The sequence below is a fragment of the Aeromonas sp. BIGb0445 genome (assembly GCF_024809075.1).
Taxonomy (GTDB): domain Bacteria; phylum Pseudomonadota; class Gammaproteobacteria; order Enterobacterales; family Aeromonadaceae; genus Aeromonas; species Aeromonas rivuli.
This window is the reverse complement of the sequence record NZ_JANUES010000019.1, coordinates 1-17050: the sequence shown is the minus strand read 5'-3', so window position 1 is coordinate 17050 and position 17050 is coordinate 1. Positions and strand designations below refer to the sequence as shown.

Below are 17050 nucleotides of genomic sequence, written 5' to 3'. Positions count from 1 at the left end.
TCTTCATGATGAAAGCGACAGCGATAGGGCGCCTGCTGGCCCCCTGTTTCGGCATAGTGTTGTTTCTGCTCTGTTGGCAGCTGGGGGCCAGTCAGGTCAAGACCAGTCTGGGTACCTTGCCGGGCCCCGGGGCGACCGCCAGCCAGCTCTGGCAACTGGGTCAGGAGCACCTGGCCGAGCGGGAGCGCGAATCCGGCTTCCTGGCCCGCCAGGCCAGTCGCAATGCCGAGCGGCTGGCGGCGGATCCCGCTGCCAGCATCAAGGTGAGAGCCTACCCGGGACGGGCGACCTTCTTCGACCAGATTGGCACCAGCTTGCTGACGGTGGCCACCGGCTTTGGGTTGGCGACCCTGCTGGCCGTCCCCCTGGGGATAGTGCTTGGCATACACCCGCAGCTCTATCGCATCGCCAATCCGGTGATCCAGCTGCTCAAGCCGGTCTCTCCCCTGGCCTGGCTGCCACTGATCACCATGGTGGTGAGTGCCGTCTATGTGAGCCCGGATCCCTGGCTGGCGAAATCCTTCGTCAACTCGGCGCTGACCGTGGCCCTCTGTTCACTCTGGCCGACTCTGCTCAACACGGCGGTCGGGGTGAGCTCGGTGGACCCGGATCTCCATAACGTGAGCCGGGTGCTGCGGCTGCCCTTCCTGACGCATATCGCCAAGATAGTGCTGCCCAGCGCCCTGCCGATGATCTTCACCGGCATGCGCCTCTCCCTGGGCGTCGCCTGGATGGTGTTGATTGCCGCCGAGATGCTGGCCCAGAACCCGGGGCTCGGCAAGTTCGTCTGGGACGAGTTCCAGAGCGGCAGTTCCGCCTCCCTGGCCCGGATCATGGTGGCCGTGGTGACCATAGGTCTCATCGGTTTCGCGCTGGATCGCCTGATGTTGGCGCTGCAACAGTGGTTGTCCTGGGACAAGCGGCAACTGCTGCGTTGATGGCCCTGACGGGCAAGGAGTCGTGATGAAAACCTATCTGGATTTGAGTGAACTCGGCATGTCGTTCACCACTGAGCACGGAGTCTTCGAGGCCCTGACCGGGGTGAACCTGAAGATAGAGAAGGGGGAGTTCATCTCCCTGATAGGCCACTCCGGCTGTGGCAAGAGCACTGTGCTCAATCTGGTGGCAGGGCTGCTGGAGCCGAGCCAGGGGGGCATCATCCTCGATGGCCGCGAGGTGGATGGGCCAGGACCCGAGCGGGCCATGGTGTTCCAGAACCACGCCCTGCTGCCCTGGCTCAGTGTTCATCAGAACGTTGAACTGGCGGTCAGGCGGCGGGTAACGGGGCGCGAGGAGGTGGCCGAACAGGTGCACTACTTCCTCTCCCTGGTGCAGATGGAGCATGCCAGCCACAAGATGCCCCATGAGATCTCGGGGGGCATGAAGCAGCGGGTCGGCATCGCGCGGGCGCTGTCGCTCTCCCCCAAGGTGCTGTTGATGGATGAACCCTTCGGCGCCCTGGATGCCCTGACCCGGGCTCATCTGCAGGATGCGCTGATGGCCATCCAGGCGGAGCTTGGCAACACCGTCATCATGATCACCCATGACGTGGACGAGGCGGTGTTGCTGTCGGATCGCATCATCATGATGACCAATGGCCCGGCGGCGACCGTGGGGGAAATTCTGGCGGTCAACCTGCCCAGACCCAGGGAGAGGGTGGCCCTGGCCGACGACCCGGCGTACCACAAGTTGCGCCAGCAGGTGCTGCGTTTCCTCTACGAGAAGCAGCGCAAGGTGACACAGCTCAAGACGGCCACCGGGGGCGTCATCAGACGCACCGCCTGAATCGGGACAAGAGAACAAGGATGAACGAGATGGATGAACAAAAATTGGTGGTGATAGGCAATGGCATGGCTGGTGAGATAGACCATCACTTCACCGAACAACCCAAGGTGGTTGAGAAACAGCAACTGCTGGTCGTCGGCAATGGCATGGTCGGTCATCACTTCATCGAACAGCTGGTGGCGGCAGATGGACTGGCCCGCTTCACGGTCACCGTATTGGGTGCCGAACCCGATCCCGCCTATGACAGGGTGCATCTCTCCGAGGTGTTTGGCGGCAAGGCGCCCGACGCGTTGCGCCTCGCCGACCCGGCCTGGTACGCCGAGCAAGGGGTGAGTTTGCGGCTCGGTGCCAAGGTCGAGAGCCTGGACAGGGCCGCTCGCCAGCTCTGCCTCGAGTCCGGGGAGCGCCTCGACTATGACCGTCTGGTGCTGGCCACCGGCTCTGTGCCCTTCGTGCCGCCCATCCCCGGTCATGAGCGGGCTGGCTGTTTCGTCTATCGCACCCTGGGGGATCTGGACGAGATCCGCGATGCCTGCGCCGCCGCCCGCACTGGCGTCGTCATCGGCGGCGGCCTGCTCGGCTTGGAAGCGGCCAATGCCCTGCGATTGCTGGGACTCAAGACGCGGGTGGTGGAGTTCGCTCCCCGACTGATGCCGGTTCAGCTCGATGAGAGCGGCGGCGCCCTGCTCAGGGAGAAGATCCAGGGGCTGGGGGTCGAGGTGTACACGGCCACGGCGACCGAGGCCATCGAGGATGGCGAGACGGCGCGCCATCGCCTGCGCTTCGCCGATGGTCAGCATCTGGAGACGGATGTGATCCTCTTCTCGGCCGGGATACGCCCGGCGGATGCCCTGGCCCGTCAGGGGGGGCTGACGGTGGGTGAGCGAGGGGGTATCTGCATCGATGAGGGCTGCATCAGCTCGGATCCCGCCATCCTGGCCATCGGTGAGTGTGCGCTCTGGCAGGGGCGCATCTACGGACTGGTGGCCCCCGGTTACCAGATGGCCCGCGCCGCCGTGGCGACCCTCTGTGGCGGTGAGACCCGCTTCCAGGGCGCTGACATGTCCACCAAGCTCAAGCTGATGGGGGTGGATGTGGGCTCCATCGGTGATGCCCATGGCAGCAGCGAAGGGGCTCAGGAGCTGTTGCTGCTGGACAGGGTCAATGGCATCTACAAGAAACTGGTGACCGATGGCGAGGGCAAGCGGCTGCTCGGCGCCATCCTGGTGGGCGATGGCAGTGATTATGAGCGGCTGCTCCAGTACTACCAGAACGCTCTGCCCCTGCCCGAACCCGTGCTCTCCCTGTTGATGGGGGAGGGGGCCGAGGCGGCGGCGCCCATGGTGCTGCCCGACAGCGCCATCCTCTGCTCCTGCCATAACGTCAGCAAGGGGGCCGTGGTGGCCGCCGTTCGGGCGGGCAATCACGAGCTGGCGGCGGTGAAGAGCTGCACCAAGGCGGGCACCGGCTGTGGCGGTTGCAGCAACTTGCTCAAGCAGGTGGTGGACGTGGCCCTGGCCGAGCTGGGGGTGGAGGCCGACCACAGTCTGTGCGAGCACTTCGCCTACAGCCGTCAGGAGCTCTACCACCTGGTCCGCGTGGGGGAGATCAAGACCTTCGATGCCCTGCGGGATCGTCACGGTCAGGGGCTGGGTTGCGATATCTGCAAGCCGACCGTGGCCTCCATTCTGGCTTCGCTCTGGAACGAGCACGTGCTGGAGAAGCCCCACCGGGGACTGCAAGATACCAACGACGCCTTCCTGGCCAACCTGCAAAGAGACGGCACCTACTCGGTGGTGCCGCGCATCCCCGGCGGCGAGATCACCCCGGACGGCCTCATCACCATCGGCGAGGTGGCCCGCAAATACGGGCTCTACACCAAGATCACCGGCGGCCAGCGCATCGACTTGTTCGGTGCCAGGGTCGATCAGTTGCCGGACATCTGGGGGGAGCTCATCGCGGCGGGCTTCGAGACCGGCCAGGCCTATGGCAAGTCGGTGCGCACCGTCAAATCCTGTGTGGGCTCCACCTGGTGTCGCTACGGGGTGCAGGACTCCATGGGGCTGACCATGCGGCTCGAGCACAGGTACAAGGGGCTCAGAGCGCCCCACAAGCTGAAGTTTGCCGTCTCCGGTTGCACCCGGGAGTGCGCCGAGGCCCAGAGCAAGGACATCGGTGTCATCGCCACCGAGCGGGGCTGGAACCTCTATGTCTGTGGCAATGGCGGCATGCGGCCGCGCCACGCCGATCTGTTTGCCACCGATCTCGATGAGCCGACCCTGATCCGCTACATAGACCGATTGCTGATGTTCTATGTGCGCACCGGGGAGCGCCTGCAGCGCACCTCGGTCTGGATGGAGAGCATGGAGGGGGGGCTCGACTACCTCAAGTCGGTGATCGTGGAGGACAGACTGGGCCTCGGGGCCGAACTTGAGGCCCACATGGAGTCCATTGTCGGCAGCTGGCAGTGCGAGTGGCGGAGTACATTGGCCGATCCGGACAAGGTGGCGCTGTTCAAGGCATTCGTCGATGACGAGCCGGTTGCCACGCCGCCAAGGCGCGAGGAGCGTGGCCAGTGGGTCCCGGCGATCAAGATCAAGGAGTTGATATGATGCAGCAAGAAACCTGGTTGCCGGTCTGCGCCCTGGCCAGTCTGCTGCCCGGCCAGGGCCGCAGTGCCCGGGTTGGGGAGCAGCAGCTGGCGTTGTTTCTGCTCGGGGAGCGGGTATATGTGCTTGACGACAGGGATCCCGTCTCGGGTATTGCCCTGCTCTCGCGAGGCATAGTGGGGGATCTTGGCGGAGAGCCGGTGGTGGCCTCGCCACTCTACAAGCAGCGCTACGCCCTGATGGATGGCCGCTGTCTCGACGATCCGGCCCTCGGGGTGCGCGCCTGGCCCACCCGGCTGGAGGGAGAGACCATCTGGGTCAAGCTCTCCTGAGCCAGGTCACCAACATGCAATCAGATGCGTCACCAGCACCGGGCCTGCCCGGTGTTTTTTTTGTGCGCCACCCGACAATTCTGCACCGCCCCTCTTTTATCGAAACGTTTTCCTGCTAGCTTAAACAAAAGCCTAGATATGGATATTTGTCTATGACAGACCGTGAGCAAGAGATCCTCGCCCTGCTGCGCCAGGACCCCATGATCCCCCAGCAGGAGCTGGCGACCCAACTTGGCATCAGTCGCTCGGCGCTGGCCAGCCATGTCTCCAGCCTGACGCGGCAGGGGTTCGTGATGGGGCGCGGTTATGTGCTGCGCGAGGGCCCTTACGCCGTGGTGGTGGGGGGGGCCAACATGGATATCTGTGGCCAGAGCCAGGGAGCCCTGCGCATGGGGGATTCCAACCCGGGCTCGGTGCGCACCTCGGCCGGCGGGGTGGGACGCAACATAGCCGAGAACCTGGCGCGGCTTGGCACTGATACCCGTCTGGTGACGGCGGTGGGCAACGATCAGCATGGCCATCAGTTGCTGGAGGTGAGCCAGCAGGCTGGTGTCGATGTGCGCCAGACGCTGGTGCTCGACGGCAAAACCACCTCCTGCTACCTGAGCCTGCACGATGGCCTGGGGGAGATGAGCTGCGCCATCAATGCCATGGGCATCATCGATGAGCTGACCCCTGCCCGGTTGAGCCCCCTTGGCGGTTTTCTCGCTGCCGCCAACGTGCTGGTGCTCGACACCAATCTCGCCACCGGCACCCTGGACTGGCTGTTCGACCGCCATGGGGAGCAGGTGCTCTTTGTCGATACCGTCTCCGTGGCCAAGGTGGAGAAGATCCGCCCCTGGCTCGGCCGCATCCATACCCTCAAGCCCAATCGCAGCGAGGCCGAACAGCTGTGCGGCTTCGCCATTGCAGGGCCCGACACCTGGCCCAGGGCGGCGCACTGGTTCCACAGCGCCGGGGTACAGCGCCTGTTCCTGAGTCTGGGGGAGCAGGGCATTTTTTATAGCGACGGGGAGAGTCAGGGTCACCTGCCCATCCTCGGCTGCCCGGTCAGCAATGTGACCGGCGGCGGTGATGCCTTCATGGCCGGTCTGGTCCATGGCTGGCTGGCCGGTAGCGACATGGCGCAAAGCACCCGCTTTGCCCTGGGGTGCGCCGCCCTCACCGTCGGTTGTCATGAAACTGTTTTTTCCGGCCTGTCCAAGGCCGCCGTTGAACGTGTTCTGGAGGAGTACCCATGTTGAACGCTTACCTCGATATCCAACCGGTCGTCGCCGCGGCCCTGGCCGCCGGCAAACCCGTCGTAGCCCTGGAGTCCACCATCATCTCCCACGGCATGCCCTATCCGCAGAATGTGGAGACGGCGCGCCAGGTCGAGCAGGTGGTGCGCGACAACGGCGCCGTGCCGGCCACCATCGCCATCATCGATGGCCGCCTCAAGGTGGGTCTGGATGCGGGGGCGCTGGAGGCGCTGGGCAAGGCCGGTCACGCCGCCACCAAGTGCAGCCGCCGCGACATCCCCTTCGTGCTGGCCAACAAGGGGCTGGGGGCCACCACTGTCGCCTCCACCATGATCATTGCGGCCATGGCGGGGATCCGGGTGTTCGCCACCGGCGGCATCGGCGGCGTGCACCGCGGTGCCCAGGAGAGCTTCGACATCTCGGCGGATCTGCAGGAGTTCGCCCAGACCCCGGTGGCCGTGGTCTGCGCCGGTGCCAAGTCGATACTCGACATCGGCTTGACCCTGGAGTACCTGGAGACCCAGGGGGTGCCGGTCATCGGCTATCAGACCGAGCAGCTGCCCGCCTTCTACACCCGCGAAAGCGGCTTCAAGGTGGATTACCGCCTCGACACCCCGGCGGCCATTGCCGAGGCGCTGCGTCTGAAGTGGGAGCTGGGGCTGGCCGGTGGCGCCGTGGTCACCAACCCCATCCCGACCGAGTTTGCCATGCCCAAGGCCGACATAGATGCGGCCATCAAGCAGGCACTGCAGGAAGCGGACGAGCAGGGCGTCAAAGGCAAGGCATCCACCCCCTTCCTGCTGGCGCGGGTGTGCGAGCTGACCGGCGGCAACTCCCTGGCGGCCAACATCCAGCTGGTGCTGAACAACGCCGCCCTGGGGGCAAAGATTGCCGCCAGCTTGTAACTGTTGGCCCCTGTGACTCCCTGGCGGCTAATATCCAGCTGGTGCTGAACAACGCCGTTCTGGGGGCCCACATCGCCGCCAGCCTCTGAGTCGAGATCACCGCGCAATAACAAGAGGGCCCCGGGGCCCTCTTGTTATGGGTACGCGTTCAGACGAAATCAGTCGCTCAGCTCATCCCCGACCTGTTTGACCGCATCCCGGGTGCTGTGACCTATCTCACGGGTGACATCCCGGCTGGTGTGGCCAATCTCCCGGGTCACATGCTTGGTGGTGTGGCCTATGGTGCGGCCCGCCTCCTTGATATCGGCACAACCGGCCAGCACCAGGCCGGTGAGCAGCGCCATCAGGGATGAGTGACGCAGGGATAAATGACGCATGCCAACCTCCTCGTTAAGGGTTGAGGTCATTATTGCCCCTGAGGGAGCGGGCGGGCAACCAGCAGGGTGTGACCGGGGCCCGGGATCTCGTGCTCGGCCTCCACATGGAAACCGGCTTCCCGCAGGCACTGGTACATCTGCTTGGAGTGGTAGAAGCGACTGTTGCCGTTGGCGATGGCGGTGAAGTAGAGGGAGGTGGCATTGAGGCTGAAGCTGGCCGCCTCGAAGCTCTGCCTGTCCCAGAACAGCTCAAGGATGCAGACCCGGGCCCCGGGTTTCATGTGTTGGCGAATACGCTTGAGGATGGCGACTATCTGCTCGTGGCTGAAGCAGTCCAGGAACTGGCTCATCCACCAGACGTCCGCTTCACCGGGCAACGGGCCTTCGGCTTCGAGCATGTTGACGGCATGGCCGCTGACTCTGGCTGTCAGCCCGGCGGCCTCTATCCGGGGCTGGGCCAGGGCGAGCTGCTCGGGCAAGTCCAGTATTGTGACCTTGAGTCCGGGATCCCGGGCCGCGCAAGAGAGTGCCCACTTGCCGGTATTGCCGCCCACGTCATACAGGGTGCGCGGCTCATAGCCCAGCACATGGTCCTGAGCCTGCTGGAAGGCCCAGTCTGAGTAGAAGTGATCGAAGGCAAACCAGCTGGCCCGGGCTGGCTCCGGCAACTCGTCGAGGTGGGGATAGATGGTGGCCCAGTCGCGGTTGAACACCTTGAGCCCCTCGGGCTTGCCTTCCCGAATGGCATCGAGCAGGTGGGCGAGGGGTTGATAGCAGACGTGCTGGGTGAAGTCCATATTGACCCGGGTCATGGAGTCGTTTTGCAGGTATTTGCCCACTTTGCCGAGCACATAGCGCGCCCCGGCCAGATGGCAGATCCCGCCCCCCAACCCCATGTCGAGCAGCACACCGACGCCGTATTCACTGATCGCGCAGTGGCGGGCTATCTCGGCGGTGGTCGCGCCTTCTTTACCACGGCTCTCCAGGTAGGCGAGCACACCGGTTTCACGCAGGCACCAGCTCGCCTGGAACAACATGGGAGCGAAGGCGATGCGCTGCGCCTGGCTGATGGCGGCGAGGGCGTCATGTCCCTCGCTTTGGTAATGTTTCACAGGACTTGCCACTCCGGGGTTATTTATTATTGCTAGTGCGGGACAGCTCGATCTGGATGGCCTGGTTCAATCCCTGGATCCAGCGGTTATAACTGCGGTGTATGGCACCCTTGCCATCATCATCGAGATTGATGCTGCTGACATAATTGATGGCGTAGTCATGAGCGCTATAGGGAATATTGATCACCGCCTGATGTTGGCGCACATTCAATTGACCGCGAATAAGCCCTGGCTGCTCTTTTTTCATCACCCAGCCCTTGCTGAGACCACCATTGAGGATGGCGTTGCCGACCTGTTCTTGGGTCAGGGTGAAGTTCACCTGATTGGCCGGCAAATTATGCACCGGCTGACTGGTGGCGCAGGCGGCCAGCAGGGCGCAGCCGAGCAGCAAGGCGGATTTGGACATCATGTTCATTATTGTTCCCCGAGGTCGGTTTCTTATGAAGCGGGGCAATGAGACAACATAATGGCGTTATTTTCAATAAATATGACTGAAGACAAGGGCTTATATGGTTCGCGTCTATTATTTACGGAAAATAATGCTATGATGGCCGCCGAATTAATGACAGGCATGAAACCAGCATTATTTCTCCATGTTTCCCGCCGGATGACAGCCGGCAATCTGATTAACCCAACTCATCAGCCATTGCGCCGCACCAGGACGGAAGCTCGTCATCATGTTCTCATTTTCACTCCTTGATGCGCAGGCGCTCTCCCCCGGGCTGAACCAGGTCAGTCAATGGCAACAGTGGGCGGAACAGGGCCTGTGGCCCGATGCTGCCCCGTTGCCACCGACTCCGCTGCTGCCCATGATGATGGCCCGTCGCCTCAGCGCCGGGGCCCGGCTCGCGGTGCAGCTCGGCCTGGAGATGCTCGGTCGCCACGAGATAGACAACGCCATCTTTGTCAGCCGCCACGGTGAGCTGGCCCGCTCTCTCACGCTGTTGCAAGGATTGGCGGCGGCGAACCCCCTCTCGCCCACGGATTTCTCCATGTCGGTGCACAACACCGCGGCCGGACTCTGCTCCATTCAGGGCAAGGCGGCGCTGCCCATGAGCTCGCTGGCGGCAGGGGAAGGGGGACTGATGGCGGGGCTGACCGAGGCGGTCGCCAACCTGCAGGCCGGTTACCGGCGGGTGCTGCTGGTGCTCTTCGAGGGGGAGATCCCCGCCTTTCATCACCCCTGGATCCCGGCCACTCCCCCCTATGGGATCGCGCTGGTACTCGGGGATGAGGAGCAAGGCGAGCGCTGGCACTGCGAGGGGGCGAGGATTCATGGCCATGCTCCCGCGCTGGCCCAGCCTCTGGCATTCTGGCGCGCGCACTTGTTGCAGCAAGCGACCTGCCTGCTGGGGGATGGACGTCAGGAGTGGGCATGGCGGCGCGGTTGAACCGGCTCTGGCGGCTGTTTGGCACCGCCCTTGGCTTCACCCTCTTTGGTTTGGGGGGGCTGCTGCTCACTCTCTGCTGGTTCCCGCTGCTGGCGCTCTGCCTGCGCGGGGAACGGCGTCGCACCCTGGCCCAGGCCAGCATCAAGCAGAGTTTTCGGCTGTTTATGTCGCTGCTCAAGGGGCTGGGGGTACTGGATTACCGGGTGAGCGGCATGCCTCAGGATCTGCGCGGGGCCTTGGTGGTCGCCAATCACCCCAGCCTGCTCGACTATGTGATGCTGGCCGCCGAGCTGCCGGTATGTGACTGCATCGTCAAGCAAGCCTTGTGGCATAATCCGTTTCTGGGGGGCGTGGTGCGTGCCGCCGATTACATTCCCAATGTGGAGGCCGAGCGGTTATTGCCGCTCTGTATGGCGCGGGTACGCAGCGGCGGCCTGCTGCTGGTGTTTCCGGAAGGGACTCGCACCACCCCAGGCCAGCCACTGCACCTGCAACGGGGGGCGGCTCAGCTTGCACTGCGCAGTCAGGTGCCGCTGCAGCCGGTGCGCATTCACTGCAGTGAGCGCTTCCTCACCAAGCAGGACAAGTGGTTCAGAACACCGAAGCACAAGCCAAGCTTCACCCTGGAATTCCTGCCGCAGATCACTGCCGCAGAGGTGGTCGACAACGAACAGGGCAGCGCCCTGGCCGCCCGCCAGCTAACCCGATTTCTCACCAGGGTCCTGCAACCCGGGGCCCAATGACAGCGTATGGAACAGCAATGCAAGACCTGCAACAAGAAATAAAGCAACTCATTATCGACAGCCTCAATCTGGAAGGATTGACCCCGGACGACATCGACAGCCAGGCTCCCCTGTTTGGGGATGGTCTGGGCCTGGACTCTATCGATGCGCTCGAGCTCGGGCTCGCCATCAAGGGTCGCTACGGCATAGTGCTCTCCGCCGATGACGAGAATACCCGTCGTCACTTTGCCAGTGTCGCAGCCCTGGTTGCCCTGGTTCACTCCCAAGCCTGAGCCCGTCCCTTTTCGGAGAAACGCAGATGAACAGAGACGAGATTTTTACCGAGATCAAGGCCACCCTGGTGAAGCTGTTCGAGGTGGATGAAGGGGAGATCACCCTGGACGCCCAGCTCTATCAGGATCTGGAACTCGACAGCATAGATGCCATCGATCTGGTGGTGCATCTGCAAAAACTGACCGGCAAGAAGATCAAGCCCGAAGAGTTCAAGACGGTGCGCAGCGTGGCCGATGTGGTCGACGCGGTCGAGCGCCTGCTGGCCGATGCCTGATCCCAAGGTCAGACCCGTGCTGCGACTGCTCTCCCTGCTGGCAGGGGGGCTGCTGCTGGCCTATCCCCTGGCCGTTTACTGGGGATTGACCCATTGGGGGGGATCCTCCCTGCTCGCCATCTTGCTGGTCACCTTTGCCTTGCGGCTGCTGCCCGGTGTTTCCCCGGTGCGCGAGTGGCTGCTGCTCGGCCGCCTGCTCGCCGGTGTCGGCCTGCTGCTGACGGGCTTGAGCGCCCTCTTCTCGGCCCAGCACTGGTTGCTCTATTACCCCCTCGCCGTCTCCCTGGCGCTGCTCTGCCTGTTTGGCTGGAGTCTGCGCCAGCCGATGACGCTGGTGGAGCGCCTCGCCCGCCTGACCGATCCCGACTTGCCGCCGGCGGGAGTGCGCTATACCCGCACCGTGACCCAGGTCTGGTGCGGCTTCTTCGTGGTCAATGGCGTGCTTGCCGCCGCCACCATCTGGCACGGAGACCTGGCGTTGTGGAGCCTCTACAACGGTCTCATCAGCTACCTGCTGATGGGGCTGTTAATGGGCGGGGAATATCTGGTGCGCCTGCGGGTCAAACGGAGTTTTGCCTGATGAGTCATGCAGCTGACTCTTTCGCGCCCTGCCAACGTCTGCTCGCCGCCATCTGGGAGCGGGCAGACGAGGAGGTGGTGGCGTTCGGCCCACAGGGCGAGAGCCTGTTCGGTGAGCTAAGAGGCGGCGCCGAGGGGTTGGCCTGCGTGCTGGCGGCCTCACCGGCAACGCGCTGGGCACTCTGCTTCGATGACAGCCTGCTGTTTGCCCAGGCCCTGCTGGCCTGCGCCCTGTCGGGTCGTGAGGTCGTGCTGCCCGGTCATCAGCGCCCGGCCGCCCTGACCGAACTCGGTGCGGGTTTCGACGGCATACTGACCGATAGCCAGCAGCTGGGGGAGGGGGGCGAGCACCCCTGGTTGCGTCTGCCCCTGACGGTTTCGCAGCATGAGAGCCCGGCGCCGCGCTGGGCCGCTCCCACCGGCTTGCAACTGACCCTGTTCACCTCGGGCTCGACCGGCGTGCCCAAGGCGATCCCCAAGGCCTGGCACCAGCTAGAGGCCGAGTTGCGAGTCTTGATTGCGCTCTGGGGGGAGAGGCTCGATGGCACACGTCTGCTGGCGAGCGTCAGCCATCAGCATATCTATGGCCTGCTGTTTCGCATCCTGCTGCCCCTGGTACTGGGTGTTCCCTTCGCCCGCACCCTGACCCTCTATCCGGAGCAGCTCAAGGGGCAGCGAGGGCCCTGGGCCCTGATCGCCTCTCCCGCCTTTCTCAGTCGACTCGATCCTGAGCTCGGGGAGGGGGAGTGCCGCCTGATTGTCTCCTCCGGCGGTCCCCTGGCCCTGGCGGATGCACTCCGCAGCGCTCAGCTGTTTGGTCAGTTGCCCATCGAAGTATTTGGCAGCAGCGAGACCGGTGGCATCGCCTGGCGCCAGAGTCAGGCGCCCCATACCCCCTGGCAGCCCATGCCGGGGATCCGGGCCCTGGTGGCGGCCGAGGATCGCTTGTTGCTGCACTCCCCCTTTCTGCCCGATGGCGAGCCGCTGCTCTGCGCCGATCGCATTCGATGGGAAGAGGCTGGCTTTCATCTGCTTGGACGCGGGGATCGGCTCATCAAGATCGAAGAGAAGCGGATCTCCCTCGATGAGGTCGAGACCCGCTTGCAGGCCCTGCCCTGGGTGGAGGCCGCCGCCGTGCTGCCCCTGACGGTGGCGACCCGGCAAGCGCTCGGCGCCGTGCTGGTGTTGACCCCTGAGGGGCAGCGCCAGTGGCAGACACTGGGGCATGGGCGCTTCCTCATCGCCCTGCGCGAGCGGCTCAGACCCTGGCTCGAACCGGTGGCGCTGCCGCGCCGGGTGCGACTCCTGGCGACCTTGCCCCTGAGTAGTCAGGGCAAGCGCCCCTGGTCCGAGTTGAAAGCGCTATTTGATGAGCTGCCTGCGGACAAGATGGCGGGTGGCGGAGCCGGTCAGCCGATGAGAAAAGAGATGAACAACAACGACTCAGGGGCTGCCGCCATGCAAGCAGCTACCCTACCGACGCTGCTCGAGCAGACTCAGACCCTGGATGCGCTGGTGCTGCGGCTTCATCTTGACCCCGCGCTCCCCTGGTTCAGCGGCCATTTTCCGGGGGCGCCGCTGCTGCCCGGCGTGACGCAGGTGCACTGGGCCATCCACTATGGTCGGCAGTTGCTTGGCCTCTCTGGCACCTTTGGCGGCATGAGCCAGCTCAAGTTCCAGCGCCCCCTGAGCCCGGGTCAGCAGTGCAGCCTGCACCTGACTTGGCAGGCCGACAAGGGTCAGTTGTTATTCAGCTATCGACTCGCCGATGAGCTCGCCAGTAGTGGAAGAGTGCGGTTATGTCCCTGACTCCCTGCATCATCATCCCCTGCTACAACCACTCGGCTCCCCTGGCCGGGGTGCTGACCAGGCTGGCCCCCCTGGGGCTGCCCTGTCTGCTCATCGACGATGGCAGTGAGCCGGGCGCCGCCGCCCGTCTCGATGGCTTGGCGAGGGAGCATCAGGCCTGGGTGAGCCTGCTGCGTCATCCCCATAATCTGGGCAAGGGGGCCGCGGTGATGACCGGGCTCAAGGCCGCCTTCGAGCGCGGTTTTAGCCATGGAGTGCAGATAGACGCGGACGGTCAGCACGATCTCGCTGACGTGCCGCGGCTATTGCACGAGGCCGAGGCCCATCCCGAGGCGCTGATCTCGGGCCGCCCCCTCTATGACGACTCTGTGCCCAAGGGACGGCTCTATGGCCGCTATGTCACCCATGTCTGGGTCTGGATAGAGACGCTCTCCTTCACCCTCGAAGACAGCATGTGCGGCTTTCGGGTCTACCCCTTGGCGGCGAGTTGCGCCCTGTTTGACGAGGTGCGCCTCGGCGCGCGGATGGATTTTGACACCGAGATCATGGTGCGCCTCCACTGGCGCGGGGTGAAGAGTCGTTTCGTGGCGACCCGGGTCATCTATCCCGCCGATGGCAGCTCCCATTTTCGGCTCTGGCAAGACAATCTGGATATCTCCTGGATGCACACCCGGCTGGTGTGCCGCCTGCTCTGGGATCTGACCCGCCAGCTGCTGCGCTGGCCCGCTCGCCTCTGGCACCGGGGCAGGGCACACTGGTCGCGTACCCCGGAACGAGGCAGCCTGCTTGGCTTGCGGATCATGCTGACCAGTTATCGGCTGCTGGGACGCAGGGGCTTCAAGGCGCTGCTCTATCCGGTCATCGGCTACTTCTGGTTGACCGGCCGCCGTCAGCGGGCGGCTTCGGAGCAGTATCTGGCCCGGCTAGAGGCGTTTGCTGCGGCCAACGACATTCCACTGCCTGCCGAGCCGAGATCCAGCTTTCGTCACTTGCTGCGCTTTGGCGAGGCGGCCCTGGACAAGCTGGCGGGCTGGCGCGGCGACATAGCCCCGGAGCAGGTCGAGCTGGTGGGGCGCGAACACCAGGAGGCTGCTCTTGCTTCGGGGCGTGGCCTGTTGCTGCTCGGCTCCCATCTCGGGGATCTCGAGCTGTGCCGGGCCCTTGGCACCCAGGCGGGCCAAGTGCGCATCAACGCCCTGGTGTTCACCCGCCATGCGGCCCGTTTCAATGCCCTGCTCAAGCAGATCAATCCAGGATCCGGGCTCAATCTCATCCAGGTGCAGGAGATGGGGGCCGACACCGCCATCTTGCTCAAGGAGAAGATAGAGGCGGGGGAGTGGGTGGTGATCGTCGGGGATCGCACCTCGGTCACCAGGGAGAAGCGGGTGGTCTGGGCCGATTTTCTCGGCGCCCCGGCCCCTTTTCCCCTTGGCCCCTTCGCCCTGGCCAGCGTGCTGGCCTGCCCCGTCTATCTGATGTTCGGCCTCAAGGAACAGGGCCGGTTCCGGGTCCATTTCGAGCCCTTCGCAGAGCGGCTGTTGCTGCCGCGTAGCAATCGGGAGGCGGCGCTGCAGCACTGGGTGCAGGCCTATGCGGACAGGTTGCAACACCACTGCCTGCGAGCCCCTCTCGACTGGTTCAACTTCTTCGATTTTTGGCAGCTAACTCATGATGAACAGTGATACTCCTTCTCCCCAGGTCACCTTCGGCGCAGACAGGCTCACCATAGAGCAGGTAGTGGCCCTGGCCGAGGGGCGGGCCAGACCCGTACTCAATCCGGATCCCGCCTTTATGGCCCGTATCCAGCGCGGCGCCGATTTTCTCGATCGGCTGCTCGAGGAGGAGGGGGTCATCTACGGGGTGACCACCGGCTATGGCGACTCCGTGACCCGGGCCGTGCCGCCCGCCCTGGTGGCCGAGCTGCCCCTGCACCTGACCCGTTTCCATGGCTGCGGCCTGGGGGCGGATCTGAGCCTGGAGGCTGGCCGCGCCGTGTTGGCGACCCGGCTCTGCTCCCTGACCCAGGGGGTCTCCGGGGTCAGCCCTGCGTTGCTGGAGCGGCTCTGCTGGTTGCTGGAGCAGGACTTAATCCCCCGTATTCCCGAAGAGGGGTCGGTCGGTGCCAGCGGCGATCTCACCCCGCTCTCCTACGTGGCCGCCGTGCTGGTGGGGGAGCGCGAGCTCTATCGGAACGGAGAGTTGGCCGATACCGCCGATGTCTATGGTTCGCTCGGGGTCACGCCCCTGATCCTGAGGCCCAAGGAGGGGCTGGCGCTGATGAACGGCACCTCGGTGATGACGGCGCTCGCCTGTCTGGCCTATGCCCGCACCGAATACCTGATGAAGCTTGCCACCCGCATCACCGCCCTGGTCAGCGTCGCCATGGCCGGCAACGCCTTCCACTTCGATGAGCGGCTGTTCGCGGCCAAGCCCCACCCCGGCATGCAGGGCATCGCCGCCTGGCTGCGGGCCGACTTGCAGAGTGGCGAGCTGCCGCGCCACAGCGACCGGCTGCAAGACCGCTACTCTCTGCGCTGCGCCCCCCATGTCATCGGCGTGGTGGCCGACAGCCTGCCCTGGTGGCGTCAGCTCATCGAGAACGAGCTCAACAGCGCCAATGACAATCCGCTGATCGATGGCGACTTTGAGCATGTGATGCACGGCGGCCACTTCTATGGCGGCCACATCGCCATGGCCATGGACAGCATGAAGACGGCGGTGGCCAATCTGGCCGATCTGCTCGATCGCCAGCTGGCCCAGCTGGTGGACAGCAAGTTCAACGGTGGCCTGCCGAGCAACCTGTCGGGTGCCAGCGGCGAGCGACGCATGATCAATCACGGTTTCAAGGCGGTGCAGATCGGCGTCTCCGCCTGGACCGCCGAGGCCCTCAAGCTGACCATGCCCGCCAGCGTCTTTTCCCGCTCCACCGAGTGCCACAACCAGGACAAGGTGAGCATGGGCACCATAGCGGCGCGGGATGCCCTGCGGGTGCTGACCCTGAGTGAACAGGTTGGCGCCGCCTGCCTGCTGGCGGCGGTGCAGGGGGTCGAGCTGCGGTTGCTGGCCCAGGGCCGCACCCTCAGCGAGCTTGGCGCTGAGCTGCAGAGGATGGTGCTAGGGGTACGCGAGCACCACCCGGCCCTGGTGGAAGACAGGCCCCTGGAGCAGGAACTCAGGGCACTGATCGCCCGTCTGCAGGCCCGTCATTACCCGCTCTATGAGGAGATCTCCCATGGGGAGTGAAGCCTGGATGATTAGCCACAGTATCGAGATAGAGATCCCGTTTCACGACGTGGACATGATGGCAGTGGATGTCTGGCACGGCCCGATGGAGAGTCTGTATGCAGCATGAGTCCTGGATGATTAGCCACAGCATCGAGATAGAGATCCCGTTTCACGACGTGGACATGATGGCAGCGGATGTCTGGCACGGCCCGATGGAGAGCCTGTATGCAGAGTGAACCCTGGATGATTAGCCACAGCATCGAGATAGAGATCCCGTTTCACGATGTGGACATGATGGCTGCGGATGTCTGGCACGGCCCGATGGAGAGTCTGTATGCAGCATGAGTCCTGGATGATTAGCCACAGTATCGAGATAGAGATCCCGTTTCACGACG

General features: G+C 64.2%; 18 protein-coding genes. 15 read left to right on the top strand and 3 right to left on the bottom strand.

The genetic code is table 11. From position 1 onward, the window contains the following. Positions 1 to 5: 5 nt before the first annotated feature. The 6 genes from M2367_RS19955 (at position 6) to M2367_RS19930 (ending at position 6872) form a co-directional block, all read left to right on the top strand. Entirely contained in the window at positions 6 to 938 is a 933-nt protein-coding gene (locus M2367_RS19955) for an ABC transporter permease (protein WP_042040125.1), read from the top strand. A 25-nt stretch (positions 939 to 963) separates the two neighbouring features. After that, positions 964 to 1785: an ABC transporter ATP-binding protein gene (locus M2367_RS19950; RefSeq protein WP_157013867.1), complete on the top strand. Its 822-nt coding sequence runs from the start codon at positions 964 to 966 to the stop codon at positions 1783 to 1785. 65 nt (positions 1786 to 1850) lie between these two features. Continuing rightward, entirely contained in the window at positions 1851 to 4397 is a 2547-nt protein-coding gene (gene nirB / locus M2367_RS19945; RefSeq protein WP_404972891.1) for a nitrite reductase large subunit NirB, read from the top strand. Then, complete coding sequence (nirD, locus tag M2367_RS19940) at positions 4394 to 4726, top strand: nitrite reductase small subunit NirD (protein ID WP_042040128.1); 333 nt, start codon at positions 4394 to 4396, stop codon at positions 4724 to 4726. The genes nirB and nirD overlap by 4 nt, the downstream gene beginning before the upstream one ends. A gap of 152 nt (positions 4727 to 4878) precedes the next feature. After that, positions 4879 to 5970: a PfkB family carbohydrate kinase gene (locus tag M2367_RS19935; RefSeq protein WP_259238135.1), complete on the top strand. Its 1092-nt coding sequence runs from the start codon at positions 4879 to 4881 to the stop codon at positions 5968 to 5970. Then, positions 5964 to 6872 (top strand): pseudouridine-5'-phosphate glycosidase, encoded by a 909-nt coding sequence (locus tag M2367_RS19930; protein WP_259238133.1) that lies wholly within the window; start codon positions 5964 to 5966, stop codon positions 6870 to 6872. The genes M2367_RS19935 and M2367_RS19930 overlap by 7 nt, the downstream gene beginning before the upstream one ends. 158 nt (positions 6873 to 7030) lie before the next feature. Here M2367_RS19930 and M2367_RS19925 read toward each other — a convergent pair whose 3' ends face one another. From M2367_RS19925 to M2367_RS19915, 3 genes are all read right to left on the bottom strand, one after another. Beyond that, positions 7031 to 7216, bottom strand: a complete 186-nt coding sequence (locus tag M2367_RS19925) for a hypothetical protein (RefSeq protein WP_396021392.1) — start codon at positions 7214 to 7216, stop codon at positions 7031 to 7033. Positions 7217 to 7278: 62 nt separating this feature from the next. Continuing rightward, on the bottom strand, positions 7279 to 8361 hold the full coding sequence (locus M2367_RS19920; RefSeq protein ID WP_224432224.1) for a methyltransferase: 1083 nt from the start codon (positions 8359 to 8361) through the stop codon (positions 7279 to 7281). Positions 8362 to 8380: 19 nt separating this feature from the next. After that, on the bottom strand, positions 8381 to 8776 hold the full coding sequence (locus tag M2367_RS19915) for a hypothetical protein (RefSeq protein ID WP_224432225.1): 396 nt from the start codon (positions 8774 to 8776) through the stop codon (positions 8381 to 8383). A 51-nt stretch (positions 8777 to 8827) separates the two neighbouring features. Between M2367_RS19915 and M2367_RS19910 the strand changes: the two genes are divergently transcribed. The 9 genes from M2367_RS19910 to hutH are packed head-to-tail and all read left to right on the top strand — an operon-like array spanning position 8828 to position 16673. Next, entirely contained in the window at positions 8828 to 9061 is a 234-nt protein-coding gene (locus M2367_RS19910; RefSeq protein WP_259238127.1) for a hypothetical protein, read from the top strand. Next, positions 9039 to 9752 carry a beta-ketoacyl synthase chain length factor gene (locus M2367_RS19905; protein ID WP_259238126.1) on the top strand — a complete coding sequence of 238 codons (714 nt, stop codon included), beginning with the start codon at positions 9039 to 9041 and terminating at the stop codon, positions 9750 to 9752. The genes M2367_RS19910 and M2367_RS19905 overlap by 23 nt, the downstream gene beginning before the upstream one ends. Beyond that, positions 9737 to 10495 carry a lysophospholipid acyltransferase family protein gene (locus tag M2367_RS19900; protein WP_259238124.1) on the top strand — a complete coding sequence of 253 codons (759 nt, stop codon included), beginning with the start codon at positions 9737 to 9739 and terminating at the stop codon, positions 10493 to 10495. The genes M2367_RS19905 and M2367_RS19900 overlap by 16 nt, the downstream gene beginning before the upstream one ends. 17 nt (positions 10496 to 10512) lie before the next feature. Next, positions 10513 to 10767 (top strand): phosphopantetheine-binding protein, encoded by a 255-nt coding sequence (locus tag M2367_RS19895; RefSeq protein WP_042040142.1) that lies wholly within the window; start codon positions 10513 to 10515, stop codon positions 10765 to 10767. A gap of 26 nt (positions 10768 to 10793) precedes the next feature. Continuing rightward, a complete protein-coding gene (locus tag M2367_RS19890) occupies positions 10794 to 11042 on the top strand; it encodes an acyl carrier protein (RefSeq protein WP_042040144.1) in 249 nt (82 codons plus the stop codon). Then, entirely contained in the window at positions 11035 to 11622 is a 588-nt protein-coding gene (locus M2367_RS19885) for a hypothetical protein (protein ID WP_259238120.1), read from the top strand. The genes M2367_RS19890 and M2367_RS19885 overlap by 8 nt, the downstream gene beginning before the upstream one ends. Continuing rightward, on the top strand, positions 11622 to 13430 hold the full coding sequence (locus M2367_RS19880) for an AMP-binding protein (RefSeq protein ID WP_259238118.1): 1809 nt from the start codon (positions 11622 to 11624) through the stop codon (positions 13428 to 13430). Before M2367_RS19885 ends, M2367_RS19880 begins: the two co-directional genes overlap by 1 nt. Then, a complete protein-coding gene (locus M2367_RS19875; protein ID WP_259238210.1) occupies positions 13427 to 15112 on the top strand; it encodes a glycosyltransferase in 1686 nt (561 codons plus the stop codon). Before M2367_RS19880 ends, M2367_RS19875 begins: the two co-directional genes overlap by 4 nt. After that, the gene (gene hutH / locus M2367_RS19870; protein ID WP_259238209.1) at positions 15102 to 16673 is read left to right on the top strand and encodes a histidine ammonia-lyase; all 1572 of its coding nucleotides are present in this window, start codon (positions 15102 to 15104) and stop codon (positions 16671 to 16673) included. The genes M2367_RS19875 and hutH overlap by 11 nt, the downstream gene beginning before the upstream one ends. The last annotated feature ends 377 nt before the right edge of the window (positions 16674 to 17050 follow it).